Origin of the sequence: Mitsuaria chitosanitabida ATCC BAA-476 = NBRC 102408 (assembly GCF_001598255.1) — a bacterium.
GTDB lineage: Bacteria > Pseudomonadota > Gammaproteobacteria > Burkholderiales > Burkholderiaceae_C > Roseateles > Roseateles chitosanitabidus.
The window spans coordinates 186099-202030 of record NZ_BCYP01000011.1; the positions used below are offsets into that span (position 1 = coordinate 186099).

Sequence of the window (15932 nt, forward strand, 5' to 3'; positions counted from 1 at the left end):
GGCTGCAGGGAGCGACGATTCTCACACAAGCCCGGAAACCTCGGCCCGAGTAGGCGCACCCGCCACATGAAGGTGCGGGCAGCGATTCTCAAGGCGAGGGGCCGATGGCCATTCGCTATCGTCGTCATTCATGCCGTCTCTCAAGACCTGTCGCCCAGCCACGCCCGACGCCTCGCCGATGCCGCCGACCACCCCGTCCCCTGTCCCCGCCGATGCCGCTCCGCAGGTGCCGAGGCCGGTCGATTTCCCGCTCTCGCCGGCCACGACCAGCGCCGCGATCTGGGACGGCGTGGCCCGCCGGGCCGCGGATTGGCTGGAGGCCCGGTGCCTGCCGGCCCGTGACGCGGTGCTGCTGCTGCCGTTCGCGCAGCACCTGCAGCCGGCGCGGCTGGCCTGGATGAAGCTGTCGCGCTGGCAGCCGCGCATCGAGACGACCCGCAGCCTGGCCTCGGCGCTCGGTCCCGCGGCGCTGTCGCAGCCCCTGCAACTGACCGGCGACGCCGCGATCGACGCGCTCGCGGCTCGCACACTGCTGCGAGGACAGACCTGGGCGGAGGCCCTGCGCGAGGAGGATCCCCGCGCCCATGCGGCCGCCGTCGAGCGTCTGGTCGAGGCCGCCCATGCGTTGGCCGCGTCGGCCGCGCTGCGGGCGCCGGACCGTCGGGCCGAGTTCTGGGACCAGGGGCGCCAGCTGCTGGCCGCCCAGAGCGGCGTCGGTCACCTGGAGCGGGCGCTGCTCGCAGTGGCGCTCGAATGGGCCGCCTCGGACCCGCGCGCCCCGGCGACCGACGGCCTCTTCGCGCTGCGTCCGAGCGCCTGGCTGCATCTGCAGTGCGGCGGGCCGGATCTGCTCGCGGACGCGCTGCTCGCCAGCGCCGAGGCGGCCGGCATCCCCTGCCTGCGGCTGAGCGCGGACCTGCCGCTGGACGAGGTCTTCGCCGGCGGCGCGCCGCATGGCCGCCTGGAGCAGGCGGTCTGCGAGGACTTCGAGGACCTCGCGCAATGCAGCGCCGCCGCGGTGCTGGATCACCTGCAGGCCGGCCGCGTGCCGGTGGCGCTGATCGCGCAGGACCGGGTGCTGCTGCGCCGCGTGCGCGCGCTGCTGGAGCGCCAGGGCCTGGGCATCAAGGACGAGACCGGTTGGACGCTCGCCACGACGGCACCGGCCGCGCAGCTGATGGCGATGTTGCGCGCCGCGCGGCGCGAGGCCGGTGTCGACGACTGGCTGGCCTGGTTGAAGACGCCGCTGGCGGCCTCGCTGCGCGAGGTCGGCGGCAGCGGGGCGCTCTCGGCGCTCGAGGCCAAGTGCCGGCAGCGGGGCTGGTCCTCGCCGCTGGCCGTGCGGGTGGAGCGCCTGCCGGCCGCGAGCGCACGGGTCTGGGAACGGGCCCAGCAAGCGCTGGCGCCCCTGCAGCATCGGGGCGCGCAGCCGCTGGAACGGTGGCTCAGGACGCTCAAGGAGGTGCTGGAGCAGCTCGGCGCCGATGAGCAGCTCAAGCGTCAGCCCGCGGGCGGGCCGCAGGTGCTGGACACCTTGTGGCTGAGCAAGTCGCCCTGGCCGGGATCGGCGCACGAGGCGGTGCTCCAGGACGCGCAACTGAGCGCCTCGGAGTTCGTGGCCTGGGTCTCCGACACGCTGGAGGCGGGGCAGTACCAGCCGCCGCTGGAGGGCGGCCTGCAAGTGATGATCACGCCGTTGGCGCGGACCCTGCTGCGACCGTTCGGCGCGGTGGTGCTGCCGGGCGCGGATGCCGCGACGCTCGGTCCGGTGCCGCCCGGGCCGGTGCTGATCGGCGATCGGCTCGCCCGCGAGCTGGGGCTGCCGACCGTCGAGGACAAGCGCCAGGCGCTCGCCTGGCAGTTCGCACAGCTGATGCGCGCGCCGGCGCTGACGCTGCTGCGCCGCGGTCATCTGGGCAGCGAGCCCTTGGCCGCCAGCCCGCTGCTGGATCGGCTGGACCTTGCGCTGCAGGCTGGCGGTCACGGATCGCTGCCGCACTGGACCGATCCCCGCGTCGACGAGTCCGTTCCGGCCGCGCATGCCGGCCGGGCCAGCGCGTGCGCCGAAGGCCGGCTGCCGTCCGCGATGAGCGCCAGCGCCGTCGAGTCGCTGCGCCAGTGCCCGTACCAGTTCTTCGCACGCGTGCTGCTGGGGCTGCGGGAGTCCAGCGAGCTGGAGGTCCAGGCCGACAAGCGCGACTACGGCACCTGGCTGCATGCCGTGCTGCACCAGTTCCACGATGAGCGGGTTCGTGGCGTCGATCCCGAGCTTGGCGACGACGCGCGTCTGGAGCGCGCATCCCAGGACCAGATGCGGGAGCTGGGGCTCTCGCCGGCAGAGTTCCTGCCGTACTCGGCGAGCTTCGCGCGCTTCGCGCCGGCCTACCTGGCCTGGCTCGCCGAGCGCGAGGCCGAGGGCGAGCGTTTCGCCCAAGGCGAGGTCGAGCGCCGCGTGCGGCCCTGGGTCGGGATCGAGCCGGCGCTCGAGGACCTCGTGCTGCTCGGTCGGCTGGATCGCGTCGACGCGGCGGCCGACGGTCGCGTGCTCATCGACTACAAGACAGGCAGCGTCAAGGGCCTGAAGGACAAGGTCGCCGATCCGCTCGAGGACACACAGCTCACCGTCTACGCCGTCCTCATGGGAGCCGGCGATGCCGTCGCGCCCGATGCGAGGTCCGCCCACCCGATGACGCTCCCAAGCGAGTCCGATGCCGCCGTGAACTCCCTCTCCCGCGAGGCGGGAGAGGGCAGGGGAGAGGGTGGGAGCTCCCGAACGTCTCGGTCTCCGATGCTCCGCGCGCAATACCTGGCCCTCGACGACAGCAAGGGCATCGCCGCGATCGAACACGAGGACGTCGCGACGACTGCAACGATCATGCTCGACGGCCTGCGCGCCGATCTGATGGCCATCCACGCGGGCGATCCGCTGCCCGCCTTGGGCGAGGGCCTCGCCTGCGAGTACTGCGAGATGCGCGGCCTCTGCCGCCGGGATGACTGGGAAGGAGCCGCGCCGTGACCGCGCCGACGAATGCCGCCGCCGAGACCGGTCAGGCCGCCTACACCCTCAACAGCGCGCCGGTGGCCCGCGAGCGCTTCTACGAACTCGCCTGCGACCCCGCGCGCAGTGTCGTCGTCGAGGCCTGCGCGGGCGCGGGCAAGACCTGGATGCTGGTGTCGCGCATCCTGCGCGCGCTGCTGGACGGCGCGCAGCCGCAGGACATCGTCGCCATCACCTTCACCCGCAAGGCCGCCGGCGAAATGCGCGCCCGTCTCAGCGAGTGGCTGCACGAGTTCGCCCACTGCGACCACGACGGCCGCATCGCCGCGCTGCGCCAGCGCGGCCTGCCGCCGGCGCAGGCCGAGGCGCTCGCGCCGCAGCTGGCGACGCTGCAGCAGCGCCTGCTCCAGTCGGCGCGTCCGGTGGAGATCCGTACCTTCCATGCCTGGTTCTCGCAGCTGCTGCGTGCCGCGCCGCTGGAGCTCCTGCGCGCGCAAGGCCTGTCCCCGGAGCTGCAACTGCTGGAGGACGAGAGCGACCTCATGCCGGAGCTCTGGCAGCGCTTCCACACCACCGTGCTGGCGGACGAGACGCTGCTGGCCGACTACCGCTCGCTGAGCCTGATCCACGGGCGCAACAAGCTGCTGGGCTGGCTGGAATCGGCCTTCTCGAAGCGGGTCGAACTCCGGCTGGCGCATCAGGCGGGGCGGCTGCTCGACAGCATGCCCACGGCCGCCGAGGTGGTCCCGGAGTTCGCCGCCTTCGGCACGCCGCTGGAGGCCTTCGCCGGGATGCGCGCGGACCTCCAGTCGCTCGCGTTCGAGCTGGGACAGGGCAAGAACAAGACGCAGAGGACCGCCGCCGTCGCGATCGAGACGGCGCTGACGAACTGCCCTCCGGGCGCGGGCACCGATGCCGACGCGCTCGCCGCGGTGCGGGCGGAGCTCTTCACTCAGAAGGGCACGCTGGTGAAGGCGCTGGGCGATTCGCCCCTGCTGATGCAGCTGGGCGATCAGCTCGGCCGCTTGCAGCAGGCGCTGGACCAGGACTGCGCGCGGGCCTGGCATCAGCAGATGTGCGGCCTGGCGCTGGCGCTGCTGGACGAGTTCGAGGGGCTCAAGCGCGAGCGCGGCTTCGTCGACATGAACGATCTGGAGCGCGGCGCGCTGGCGTTGCTGGGCGACCCGGCGCTGTCGGGCTGGGTGCAGGAGCGGCTGGACAGCCAGGTCCGGCATCTGCTGATCGACGAGTTCCAGGACACGAGTCCGCTGCAGTGGCATGCGCTCTATGCCTGGCTGTCGGGCTATGTCGGCGCGGGTGGGGGGGTCAGCGGGCAGCGGCCGCCGTCGGTCTTCATCGTCGGCGACCCCAAGCAGAGCATCTACCGCTTCCGCCGCGCCGAGCCCCGCGTCTTCGCCGCGGCCCGCGACTTCGTGCGCGAGGGCCTCGACGGGGTGCTGCTGGCCTGCGATCACACGCGGCGCAACGCGCCGCCGGTGCTGGCGGCGGTGAACGCGGTGTTCGAGCAGGCCAGCCTGGCACAGCAGTACGCGGGCTTCCGCGCGCACACGACCGAGGCCTCGGAGCCGCAGGCGCTCGACGGCGTGTTCTTCATCGACGGCGATGAGGAAGCGGGCGAGGACGAGGCGGAGGCGACGCGCGACGCGGATGTCTGGCGGCCCAGCCTGACCGAGCCCCGCCGCGAACCCGAGCTGCATCGCCGCGAGGCGGAGGCCGAGCGCATCGCGGCCTGCGTCTCCGACCTGCTGGCGCGCGGCGAGGCCCGGCCCGGCGAGATCTTCGTGCTCGCTCGCAAGCGCGAGGGCCTGCGGGTGCTGGCGCAGGTGCTGAAGGCGCGCGGCATCGCGCATGCGGCGCCGGAGGACATGGCGCTGCTCGATGCGCCCGATGTGCGGGACCTGCTGGCGCTGCTGGATGCGCTGGCGTCGAGCGGTCATCAGTTGTCGCTCGCGCACGCGTTGCGCAGTCCGCTGTTCGGCGCGAGCGAGGCCGATCTGTTGTGGCTCGCCGCCGAGGCGCGGTCGGTGCGTTGGCTGGGCGTGGAATGGCCGGAGGAATCGCCGTTGGGGGCGCCGGTGGCGTCGTCGACGGCAGCACGGATGGATGCGCAGGCTGATGTGGGCCTCTGCAATGAGACCGAAGCCGACGCCGACGCCGATGCCGATGCCGATGCCGATGCCGATGCCGATGCCGGGGCTGGCGTCTCCGTCGATCGGGGCGAGCCGCCCCCCGATGGCGGCGCCGAGAGCGCGCCGGCGGGACCTGCCGCGCCCACCTCGCGCAGTTGGTGGGACGTGCTGCTCCAGTCGGATGCCGACACCCTGAGCGAGCCGCTGCGCCGCGCGCAGTCGCTGCTGTCCCGCTGGGCGTCGATGGCCACGCTGCGCAGCCCGCATGACCTGCTCGATGCGATCGTTCACGAGGGCGATCTGATGGCGCGCCTGGCGGCGGCCGTTCCCGGCAGCGAGCGCCGCGCGCGCCTGCATGCGGTGGAGGCCTTGCTCGCCTTGGCGCTGGAACTCGACGGCGGCCGCTACGCGGGGCTGTACGGCTTCGTGCGGGCGCTCAAGAGCCGCGCCCTCAAGCTCGGCGCGCCGGCGGAGCCCGACGCGGTGCAGCTGCTCACCGTGCACGGCGCCAAGGGCCTGGAGGCCAAGGTCGTCATCCTGATGGACGCGGAAGCCGGCCCAGCGCGCGCGGAGAGCATGGCGCTGGCGATCTCCTGGCCGGTGCATGAGCCGGTGCCGCGCACGGTCGCGTTCATCGTCTCGGAGGCCAAGCCGCCGCCGTCGTTGCAGGCACTGCTCGACGACGAGAAGGATCAGCGTCAGCGCGAGGAACTCAATGCGCTCTACGTCGCGATGACGCGGGCGAGGAACCGGTTGCTGCTCAGCCGCACCCCGGCGCGCCGCGCGGGCGCCAGCGCGAGCTGGTGGATGCGCGTGCAGCCCCAGGCGGCGGCGTTGGCGGTGCCGGCGGTCGCCGAGGGCGTCATGGCGGATGACGCGCGCCTCGCGCGCCTGAAGCTGCTGCCGCGGGTCGCCCCGCTGCCGGCCGACGAGGAGATCGCCGAGGCGGAGATCGCGGTGGGCCAGAGCCCCGACGAGGTCGAGGAGAGCGCCGCGCTCGGCGAGGCGCTGCATCGGGTGCTCGAATGGCGCAGCGGTCCGCAGGGCAGGGCGCATTCGCTGGAGCGCCTGATGGATGCCGCCGCGCAGATGTACGGCCTGGACAAGCGGCGCGACGAGCGTCTGCGCCGCAGCGTCGCGGCCATCCTCGGCAGCCGCGACTGCGCGCCGTTCTTCGATGGCGAGGTGCTGGACTGGCAGGGCAACGAAGTGCCGCTGAGCTGGCGCCAGCACGACATGCGCCTGGACCGGCTGGTCTGCCGTCGCGACGCGGCGGGCGTGCCGACCTGGTGGGTGCTCGACTACAAGCTGCATCCGGCGCCGCAGAACAATCCAGACTACATCGCCCAGCTGTGGCGCTACCGCGAGGCGGTGATGGCGCTGCAACCGGGCGAGCCGGTGCGTTGCGCGTTCATCACGGGGCAGGGGAAGCTGGTGGATTGCACCGAGCGGGTGGCAGGGGCGGCGGATCTGTTCGCGTGAGGGCGGAAGACCCTCACCCCAACCCTCTCCCGCAAGCGGGCGAGGGAGTCACCCCGCGGCGTTGTAGTCGCCTTCGGATGGGCGGCTGTGCCAGGCGACGGAGGTCGTCGTCGGCCAGGGGCCGCCGTCGCCGATGCGCTGGTGCACCGCCTGGGCCGCGATCGCCGCGGCCTCCAGGACCCGGACCAGCGCCTGGATCTCGGTCAAGGTGGGCTCGGGCATCGAGGTGCGCAGGTAGACGTTGCCGCGCAGGCTCAGCAGCACGAAGGGGCGGCCCTCGATCAGCACGTCCTGCGAGGCCTGCGCCAGCCGGTCGGACAGGTCCTTGTCCAGCCAGGCCATCAGCAGCTCGCGGTTGATGCCCAGACAGCCGAAGCGCTGTCGCACCAGCTTGGAGTCGATCTGCGACTGCTTGGGGAACATCACCAGCCAGCGCATCTCTTCCGGGGTGTCGGTGTCGACCCGGGTGCGCAGGGTGTCGGTGTAGGCCTCGAAGACGCTGCGTTCCAGATGCTCCATCAGCTTGCGCTCGATGATCATCATCTGCATGTCGGCATTGAGCTTGAGCTCGCAGCGCATGCGCAGCTCGTGTCCCTCGATGTAGCTGCGCTGGGACGGGCCCCACTCGATGCGGGTGAGGCCGGGCAGGGTGCGCGGCAGGTCGATCACGAGACCGCGGCCGTCGCGCGCGTGGCGCAGTTGGCCGCCGCGGTCCTCGGCCCATTCCCGCAGGGGGCGCCAGCGCGCGGCATTGGCGCGGGCCGTGAGCCACTGTTTGACTTGTTTGATTACCATGAGGTGGGACGATGCGCGGGCGCCGCGGTGCGCGGGCATCGGATGGCCGACGACCGGGGCCTCGCGCCCCAACGGAGAACGCAGAATGATCGAAGTGTATTCATGGCCCACGCCCAATGGCCACAAGGTGCACATCATGCTGGAGGAATGTGGCCTGCCTTACCGGGTCATTCCCGTGGACATCGGGGCCGGCGAGCAATTCGACGCGAAGTTCCTGTCCTTCAGCCCCAACAACAAGATTCCCGCCATCGTCGACCCGGTCGGTCCGGACGGCCGGCCGATGGCCTTGTTCGAGTCCGGCGCGATCCTGCTGTACCTGGCCGGCAAGACCGGCCGCTTCCTCCCGGCCGACACCCGCGGCCGCTACGAGGCGCTGCAGTGGCTGATGTTCCAGATGGGCGGCATCGGGCCGATGCTGGGTCAGACGCACCACTTCCGGCTCTACGCACCCGAGAAGATCGAGTACGCCATCGACCGCTACACCAACGAGGCCAGGCGGCTGTACGGCGTCGTCGACAAGCGCCTGGCGCACAGCAAGTACATCGCCGGGCCGGCGTACGGCATCGCGGACATCGCGATCTTCCCGTGGCTGCGCGGCTGGAAGAACCAGGGCGTGGACCTGGCCGAGTACCCGCACCTGCGGGGCTGGTTCGACGAGATCGCGGCGCGCCCGGCGGTGCAGCGCGGCGTCGCGGTGCTGGAGGAGAAGCGCCGGCCGCTGGTCGACGACAAGGCGCGCGAGCAGCTGTTCGGCGCGACCCAGTACAAGCGCCACTGAGGAGCCGAGGTGAGGCCGCCCGGTCCGTGTGGCCGGGGCCGCGCGCGGGGTCAGATCTTGCCCAGCCGCGCGCGGTCGCCGAGCTCCGTGAGCCAGCGCCTGCCGTCCTCGCGGATCGGCGTGGCCAGGCCCTTGTCCTGCAGGCGCTGCTGCATCTCCTCGCTGACCGGCATGCCGCCGGGCGATTGGGGGATGAAGTAGAGCGCCGCGCGCTCGTCCGGCGTGATGACCAGATCGGCGGGCGGGACGGGGAAGCTGAACGTGGGCGCGGAGGACATGTCGGCGAGGAGGCGGCAAGGGGCGACGCGGGGGTCGGGCGCGGGAGCGCGCCGGCCGGGGCGGCAGTATGCCTCAGCGCCGCCCGGGGTCGGCTGTCCCTGTAATGCGGGGGTAAAGGGGGCGTGGGCAAGCCCGGCGGGCGTGGCGCCGAAACACGCTTGGAGCGACACTTGCCCTGCGTGGCTGCGGCATCCGGCGCCAGGGTCGGACCGACGCCGCGGCAACCCGCACAACCCGAAGGAGTCCCCTCCATGCAGAGCAATACCGAGCAGACCGACAAGGTCGGCGCCGTCGAGAGTCACAACGGACGCTGGTTCGTCCGTGAGGTGGTGGGGGAGGCCGCGCCGTTCCGCGCGCGATACCTGGTGATCGCGGCGCATGCGCAGGCGGACGGGCAGGCGGTGCTCGACGGCTACTGGCACGAGCTGGAGCGCAGCTTCGATTCCTGGAACTACGCGGCCGACGCGGCCCTCGAGGCGGCGCAGCGCGCGATCGACTTCCGGCCCTGAGGCCCGGCGCCGTCGAGGCGCCCATGAAGTGGCCTGCCCGGAGGGACTCGAACCCCCGACCTGCTGCTTAGAAGGCAGCTGCTCTATCCAGTTGAGCTACGGGCAGGCAGAAAGTGATGGCCTGACGGACCAGGCCCCTTGCAGCACGTTCCCATGTCCTCCAAGGGGCCCGAATTGTGCCATGCGGTCGCCGCCATCGACGGCGACTCGCCGGGTGAGCCGGGCCGCCCCTCAAGGGGGCCCGTCACCCGCGGCCTCAGATCAGCACGTTGACGATGGCGTTGCCGATGCCCATCAGCGCCGCGCCCGAGATCAGGCCCGCGCAGACCGGCTCGCAGCCGTCAACCCAGCGCTTCCAGCCGGTCGAGCCGGGCTGCTTCCCGTAGATGCGGCCCATGACCCAGAAGATCATCGCGCCGACCCACATCGCGAAGGTCGACTCCGGCGGCAGCACCACGCCCAGGCCGATCGACACGGACGACAGCGGGAACTTGCCCTTGGTCACCATGCGCAGCACCTCGATGACGATGGCGCAGGCTGCGGCCACGCCCATCGCGATCAGCGCCGAGGTCGGCAGACCGTGCAGGCCCTTGGCGATGATCTCGGCCACGCCGCGCCATTGCACGGCGGCCGGCATCGCGAACTGTTCAGAGATGATGCTCGCGGTCGAGCGCACGCCCTCGGCGTTCTTCGGCAGGAACAGCAGGTAGTACAGCGGGACGCAGGACAGCGCGCCGGCCAGGATCCCGATCACGTGGCCGATGGCCTGGTGACGCGGCTTGCCGCCCAGCATGTAGCCGGGCTTGATGTCCGACAGCAGGTTCGCGGCGTTGGAGGCGATGTCCGAGGTCATGCCCGCCGGGATCAGGTTGGCCGCCGGATTGCTGCGGTCGATCGCGCCCATCGAGAACTGCGTGATCTTGGACAGCGCGCCGGTCGGCGTCCACGAGGTCAGCGCCATCGAGTTGGTGCAGATCACCGTCAGCACGAAGATCAGCGGCAGCGCGATCAGCGCCATGCCCATGGGCACGCCGAAGAACAGGTGCGCGGTGTACGCGGCCAGCACGCCCATCACCGGCACGCCGATGTAGGAGATCCACAGCGGCACTTCGATGTGGGAGAGCAGGTCGCTGCCGGCGGGCGCGTTCTTCTTGCGGCCGAAGGCCTTGAACACCGCCAGGAACAGGTCGGGCTTGGCCAGCAGGCTGGTCAGCGAGCCCGCGACCATCATCGTCACGCCCCACCACATCGACCACTGGTTGACGATCTCGACGCGCGAGATCGGGATCACGGCGCCGGTGGGCGAGATGCGCTGGACGATGTCGCCGGCCTGGATCATCAGCGGCGCCAGCACGACGAAGTTCATCACCGCGCCGATCAGGCAGCTGGTGGCCACGGCGATGCCCATCAGGCCGCCCACGCCCAGCATCGCGGCGTCCAGCGTCAGGCGCAGGCCCAGCACGCGGAAGTCGGTGCCCAGGATCTTGGGGATCCACAGGTCGGCCTTCACGGCCAGGGTGTAGTAGTACTCGTCCAGGCGGTCATGGAAGACCCAGGGCTCGGTCATGCCGGCCCACTTGTCCATGCGCAGCAGCTTGAACTGGATCAGCTTCATCCAGCCGTCGCTGACGATGGCCTGATAGAACGCGGCCAGGCCGGCGACCTTGGCCAGCAGCGCGGCCTTGTACATGCCTTCGCCGCCCTCGCCGTTGTAGAGCGAGTCCAGCACCACGCCGCAGGCGCGGCCCTCGGGGAAGGGGAGCTGGTCCTCGTTGATGAAGCGGCGCTTCATCGGGAAGGCCACCAGCACGCCCAGCGTGGCGGTGATGGTCATCCAGATCATCATCTGCCACCAGGGGATGATGCGGTCGGTGACCAGCATGTAGGCGCCCAGGCTGGAGATCAGCGGCATCACGACGTAGCCGGCGGCGGTCGCGATGGACTGGGTGCAGTTGTTCTCGAGGATGGTGTAGTCGTCGGCCCAGCCCAGCTGCGCCAGGATGCGGAACATCGCGAAGGCCAGGATCACGGACGTCAGGCCCACGCCGACGCTGATGCCGGTCTTGGCGCCGATGTACAGCGAGGTGGCGGCCAGCACGCCGCCCAGGAGGAAGCCCGTCAGGCCGGAGCGCAGCGAGAGCTGCGCCATGTCACCGCGGAAGACGTTCTTGAACCACCACTCGTCCTTCTGCGCGCGCGACCAGGTGCGGACCTGTTCGTCGGTCAAATGCTGTAGCGCCATGCTTGTGCTCGATCCTTCGGGGCCTGCCCGGTGCGGCGCCCCGGCTCCGGGCTCGTGACCTGGAAGGACGCTGTTCTGAAACAAAAAAACAGCGCGCATTGTCCCTGTCTGACATCGTGCTGACATGCACGAGGCATCAGGGTTTCCACCCGGTTTCAGGCTCGGCCGTGCGAATGCGGTGGGGTCAGGGCGACACGGGCGCGACGTCCGTCGCGGCCGGCGCGGGCGGGCGCCCGGCGTCGATCCGGCGCCTTGCCCAGTCCCGGACCGGGACTTCGAAGCCGCGGTAGGCGATCGCGGCCAGCACGAAGGTCAGCCCGACGGCGAGCGCCTTGACCGGAAGCGCCGTGCCCATCAGGGCCTCGACGATCTGGTAGACGGGCAGGTGCCAGAGGTAGAGCGAGTAGCTCAGCAATCCCAGCCACACGACGGGCCGCCACGAGAGCAGCGCCCGGCATCCGAGCATCCCGCTGGTGTCGAGTCCCGCCACCAGCGCGGTGCCCGCGATGCCGTAGAGCGCCGACGAGTACTGCGGTTGATAGCCGTCGGCGAGGAAGAGCAGCCAGATCAGCATCGCCAGCCCGGCCGCGCCCAGCCAGCGCGGCGCGCGCCAGCCGCGCCGCAGCGCCATCGCGGCCAGGCAGCCGTAGAGGATGGCGTCGATACGCTCGATCGTGCCGACGTAGAGCATCAGCGCGCTGCCGGGGCGGTCGACGAGGAGGCCGCGCCAGACGATGTCCAGCAGGGCGATCGCCAGGGTCAGCAGCATCGCGCGCGTCAGCCCGAGCTTGAGCATCGCGAGCAGGGCGACGGGCCACACGAGATAGAAGTGTTCCTCCACCGCGAGCGACCAGGCGTGGCCGAAACCCGGCAGGTGCTGGCCGAAGAAGATGGCGGCGTAGTTGGTCGTGTAGGTCACGGCGAAGAGCCCCGCGAGGACGGGCTTCTTCTGCCCGAGCAGCAGGAAGCCGATCGAGCCGACGATGACGACGAGCACCAGCCCCGGCATCAAGCGCGCGAGGCGTCGCAGGTAGAAGCGCCGCAGGTCGATGGCGCCGCGGCGGGCGCGCTCGTCCATGAGGATGCCGGTGATCAGGAAGCCGGAGATGGCGAAGAACACGCCGACGCCCACCTTGCCGAGCGGGAAGACCTTGAACAGGTTGCTGTGGTCGGCCAGCACGAGCAGCATCGCCAGCGCGCGCAGGCCGTCGATCCACGGGCGGTAGCCGCCGGCATCCGGCGGCGCAGGAGCGGGCGCGGCGCTTGAACCCATCGGGAACTCCCTGTCGTGATCGAGGCTCTGTGGCGTTCGGATCGTAGGAGTCCCCTTCGCGGAGCGGGATTGGGGGTCGCCTGTCGCGGGCGGAGGGCGGATGGCGTCCCGACCAATGTGGGGAATCGCACCTTGAGGGCGGGCGGAACGGATCTACCGAGGGTCGTCCGCCCAGCCGTGACATTTATCAAGATCAAGCCATCTTCCCGTCCGACGTAAGGATCGCGCAGCGCATCGTTCGTACGATGCCGGCGCAAGGGGGTAAGGGGTCCAACGACCCGCCAGCGGGGGGCGATGAAACGTCCTTCGGCGAACTTGGGAGCATGTCAGCGTGCGAAGTGAAGTCGAGATGGGCCCCCTGTTTCCGCTCGACCGGGAGGTCGGGTTTGGAGACGGCCCCGACGACTCGGCCGACGTGTTCGCGTCGCTTCTGCCCGTCGCCCTGATCGAGCGACTCGATCGGCACCGCCGCCGACTCTGCGCCCTGTTGCTGGACACGGCCCCGCAAGGATGGCTTCGACAGCTTCATGACGAGTTGGCGGCGTTTCGGCAGATGGTCTTCATGCGTCCGGACGAGACGCTGTTCTACCTGACGTACGTGAGCGCCCATGACCCGAGCATGTACAGCGCCACCCACGCGATGACCTGTGTCGCCATCGGCGACCTCGTGGGTCAGTGGTGCCGATGGACCCACGACGAGATCACCGCGATCTCCGCGGCGGCCGTCACCATGAACCTGGGCATGACGGCGCTCCAGGATCAGTTGGCCGTCCGCAGCCAGGGCCTCAATGCCGACGAACGGCAGACCATCGACGCGCATGCCGACACCAGCAGGCGGCTGCTGCTGGACGCGGGGGTCGAGGACCCGCTCTGGTTGGAAGTCGTCGAGCGTCACCATGAGCGGCAGGCGGTCTCCCGACTTCGTGATGCGCCCGCCGCTCGCCGCCTGAGCGAGGTCCTGCGTCGGGTGGACATCTATTCCGCGAAACTCAGCCGCAGGCGCCACAGGCAGGCCACCTCGTCGGCGATCGCCGCGCGCGACACCTTCCTCACCGACTCGGGGGCTCCGGACGAAATCGGCGCGGGCTTGCTACGCGTCATCGGGCTCTATCCACCGGGATCCTGGGTGTCCTTGGCCAACGGGGACATCGGCATCGTCATTCGCCGGGGTTGCAAGGCGCATCTGCCCATCGTCGCGTCGGTCCGCCGAAGCGACGGTGGTCTTTATCACAACCCCCAATGCCGGGATACGGCCGACTCGCGCTTCGCCATCGTGCGCGGTCTGCGAGGCGGTGACGCGCGTGTCACGGTGGAGCCGCACAAGATGCTGGCGTGCTACTTGCAGCCCGCCGTGTTCTGAGCGTTAGGCGTCTGGGCGCCGCGTCGCGACCCGCCAGACGCTCACCTGCCCCTTGCCCGCCCGCTTGGCCGCGTACAAGGCCTCGTCGGCCCGATGCATGAGCTCGTCCAGGGCATCGCCCGGACCGCCCATGGCGAGTCCCACGCTGGCGTCGACGCTCACCGTGCCGCCGCTCTCGAGCCGGATCGGCCCGCGGATCGATTGCCGCAAGCGTTCCAGTACCTGTCGGGCATCGGACTCGTCGGCCACGCTGGTCAAGGTCAGCACGAACTCGTCGCCGCCCAGTCGCACCGCCAGATCACCGTCGCGCAACGCGCTGGACAGGCGGGCGCCGACAACCCGAAGCACCTCGTCGCCGGCATCGTGGCCCAAGGCGTCGTTCACGGGCTTGAAGCCGTCGAGATCCAGATAGGCCACCGCCAAGGATGGGGGACGTGACGGGCGCGCGCGGGCCTCGGTGAACCAGGCCCGCAGGCCGCGACGATTCGGCAGCCCGGTCAGCGCGTCGCAGCGCGACAGATGCTGCGCGTCCTCCTCGCTGCGCTTGAGCGCGTCGATGTCCACCAGCATCCACAGGCTCTCGCCATCGCCCACCGAGGTCCCGCTCAGGTCCACCCAGAGGGGGCGGCCATCCTTGCGCCGCATGCGCAGCTGGGTGCGGAAGCGCCGGCCCTCCCTCAACGCCTCGTAGCCGGTCGTGCCGATCTCCTGCCACGATTCATCGTCCAGATAGAGCAGCCGGGTCGGGGTATGCATCAGTTCACCGGGCGCGTAGCCGAACATGCGCTCCAAGGCCGAGTTGTTCCAGGTCGTGAGGCGGTGCCGGACCCGCGACATGCCCACCAGTTCGTTGCGCAGCAGCAGGTCCTGCTCCCGGGCCACCCGCGCGGCGATGTCGCGGGCCTGGCGCTCCGCGCGATGCGCGCGAAACAGGTGCAGCGACAGCGCGCCCATCGCCACCATCACCGCCAGCGCGATGCCCAGGTCCCGCCAGAGTTCTTCCTTCGTCGTCGCGAGCGCCTCTTGCGCGCCCACCCCGGCGACCACGAGGAGCGGGTAGGGGGCCACGCGGCGATAGGCGTTGATCCGCTCCACCCGGTCCAGCGCCGTGGTGGCGCGGAAAGTGCCCTGCTCCGGCGCCTTCTCGACCTGGCGGCGCAACGCGTCCGAGACGGTCGACGAGCCGATGCCCAGCGACGTCGACGCGTCGCGTGGGGCGTAACGCGCGATCAGGCGCAAGTCCGGTCCTCGCACCGAGACCGCGCCGTCGACGCCCAGGTCCAGCATCCGGGGCGACGACAGAAAGTACTCGATGGGGACCTGCGCGAAGACGGCGCCGACCGGCAGCCCGCGCCGGTCGTCGATCCGTCTCGACAGCACGAGCGCCCAGCGGCCCGGCCCCGCCAGCTCCAAGGGGCCGGAGAACTGCATCCCTTCGGCGGCCAGCATGCGGTTCAGGAGCGGCCGGGGCAGGTCCGGGACGCGCGAGCCGTCCGCGGCACGGACGGCGCCGCCGTCCAGGGCCACCAGGCGCAACGCGCCGAGGTCGGGCCCGAGGATCGCGCCCAGTCGCGCGGCGGTCGTCCGGGACGCGTCGAGCCGCGCGGCGTCGGTGGCCGCGCCGGGAGCGCGCGCCTGTGTCGCCACGTCGGCCAGGGCGCGATCCAGCACCGACAGGTCGGAGGCGAGGTCGTGGCTCAGGCTGTGCGCGAGGTTCTGCGCGGCGCTCTCGGTCAGTCGCTGTCCGGCGGCACGCGACAGCGCGACGTTCTGCCAGACTGCGCCCAGGATGGCGCCATCGACCAGGAGGTTCGCGATGATCAGCCAGCCGGCGAAGCGGCGCAGCGGGGTGGTGGGAAGCCGATTCAGGCGCTCCGTGAGCGAAATGGACAACGGCGTCTGCGCGCCCTTCGCATCCCTGGCGATGACGCCCCGGGCGCCCGGCGGGCGGCTCTGGAACGAGCGCCAATATACCGAGCCCGACCCGACAGGAGCCTGACATTCCGCAGCGCGCGCTCGCGCGCCGTGGACGACCGCACCGATGGTCCGCGGCGCCCCCCGGAATG

At 71.0% G+C, this 15932-nt stretch carries 10 protein-coding genes and 1 tRNA gene; 5 read left to right on the plus strand and 6 right to left on the minus strand.

What is annotated here, in order from left to right:
* Nucleotides 1-178: 178 nt before the first annotated feature.
* Complete coding sequence (locus tag MCHT01_RS07720) at nucleotides 179-3016, plus strand: PD-(D/E)XK nuclease family protein (protein ID WP_067064291.1); 2838 nt, start codon at nucleotides 179-181, stop codon at nucleotides 3014-3016.
* Complete coding sequence (locus tag MCHT01_RS07725; RefSeq protein WP_067064293.1) at nucleotides 3013-6630, plus strand: UvrD-helicase domain-containing protein; 3618 nt, start codon at nucleotides 3013-3015, stop codon at nucleotides 6628-6630. The genes MCHT01_RS07720 and MCHT01_RS07725 overlap by 4 nt, the downstream gene beginning before the upstream one ends.
* 48 nt (nucleotides 6631-6678) lie before the next feature.
* Here MCHT01_RS07725 and MCHT01_RS07730 read toward each other — a convergent pair whose 3' ends face one another.
* Nucleotides 6679-7425 (minus strand): hypothetical protein, encoded by a 747-nt coding sequence (locus MCHT01_RS07730; RefSeq protein ID WP_148661439.1) that lies wholly within the window; start codon nucleotides 7423-7425, stop codon nucleotides 6679-6681.
* A gap of 85 nt (nucleotides 7426-7510) precedes the next feature.
* On the opposite strand from MCHT01_RS07730, the gene MCHT01_RS07735 reads away from it, so the two are divergent.
* The gene (locus MCHT01_RS07735; RefSeq protein ID WP_067064297.1) at nucleotides 7511-8203 is read left to right on the plus strand and encodes a glutathione binding-like protein; all 693 of its coding nucleotides are present in this window, start codon (nucleotides 7511-7513) and stop codon (nucleotides 8201-8203) included.
* A gap of 50 nt (nucleotides 8204-8253) precedes the next feature.
* On the opposite strand, the gene MCHT01_RS07740 is transcribed toward MCHT01_RS07735, so the two are convergent.
* The gene (locus tag MCHT01_RS07740; RefSeq protein ID WP_067064299.1) at nucleotides 8254-8481 is read right to left on the minus strand and encodes a hypothetical protein; all 228 of its coding nucleotides are present in this window, start codon (nucleotides 8479-8481) and stop codon (nucleotides 8254-8256) included.
* 252 nt (nucleotides 8482-8733) lie between these two features.
* Here MCHT01_RS07740 and MCHT01_RS07745 point away from each other — a divergent pair, with 252 nt between their 5' ends.
* Nucleotides 8734-8991, plus strand: a complete 258-nt coding sequence (locus MCHT01_RS07745) for a hypothetical protein (protein ID WP_067064301.1) — start codon at nucleotides 8734-8736, stop codon at nucleotides 8989-8991.
* A gap of 29 nt (nucleotides 8992-9020) precedes the next feature.
* Here MCHT01_RS07745 and MCHT01_RS07750 read toward each other — a convergent pair.
* The 3 genes from MCHT01_RS07750 to MCHT01_RS07760 form a co-directional block, all read right to left on the minus strand.
* Nucleotides 9021-9097: transfer RNA gene (locus MCHT01_RS07750), tRNA-Arg, on the minus strand.
* Between the two features lie 150 nt (nucleotides 9098-9247).
* On the minus strand, nucleotides 9248-11233 hold the full coding sequence (locus MCHT01_RS07755; RefSeq protein WP_169806105.1) for an OPT family oligopeptide transporter: 1986 nt from the start codon (nucleotides 11231-11233) through the stop codon (nucleotides 9248-9250).
* A gap of 184 nt (nucleotides 11234-11417) precedes the next feature.
* On the minus strand, nucleotides 11418-12506 hold the full coding sequence (locus MCHT01_RS07760; protein WP_067064305.1) for an acyltransferase family protein: 1089 nt from the start codon (nucleotides 12504-12506) through the stop codon (nucleotides 11418-11420).
* 349 nt (nucleotides 12507-12855) lie between these two features.
* Here MCHT01_RS07760 and MCHT01_RS07765 point away from each other — a divergent pair, with 349 nt between their 5' ends.
* Complete coding sequence (locus MCHT01_RS07765) at nucleotides 12856-13866, plus strand: HD-GYP domain-containing protein (protein ID WP_067064307.1); 1011 nt, start codon at nucleotides 12856-12858, stop codon at nucleotides 13864-13866.
* A 3-nt stretch (nucleotides 13867-13869) separates the two neighbouring features.
* On the opposite strand, the gene MCHT01_RS07770 is transcribed toward MCHT01_RS07765, so the two are convergent.
* Nucleotides 13870-15759, minus strand: coding sequence for a diguanylate cyclase domain-containing protein (locus MCHT01_RS07770; RefSeq protein ID WP_067064309.1), 1890 nt, complete (start codon nucleotides 15757-15759; stop codon nucleotides 13870-13872).
* Nucleotides 15760-15932: the final 173 nt, after the last annotated feature.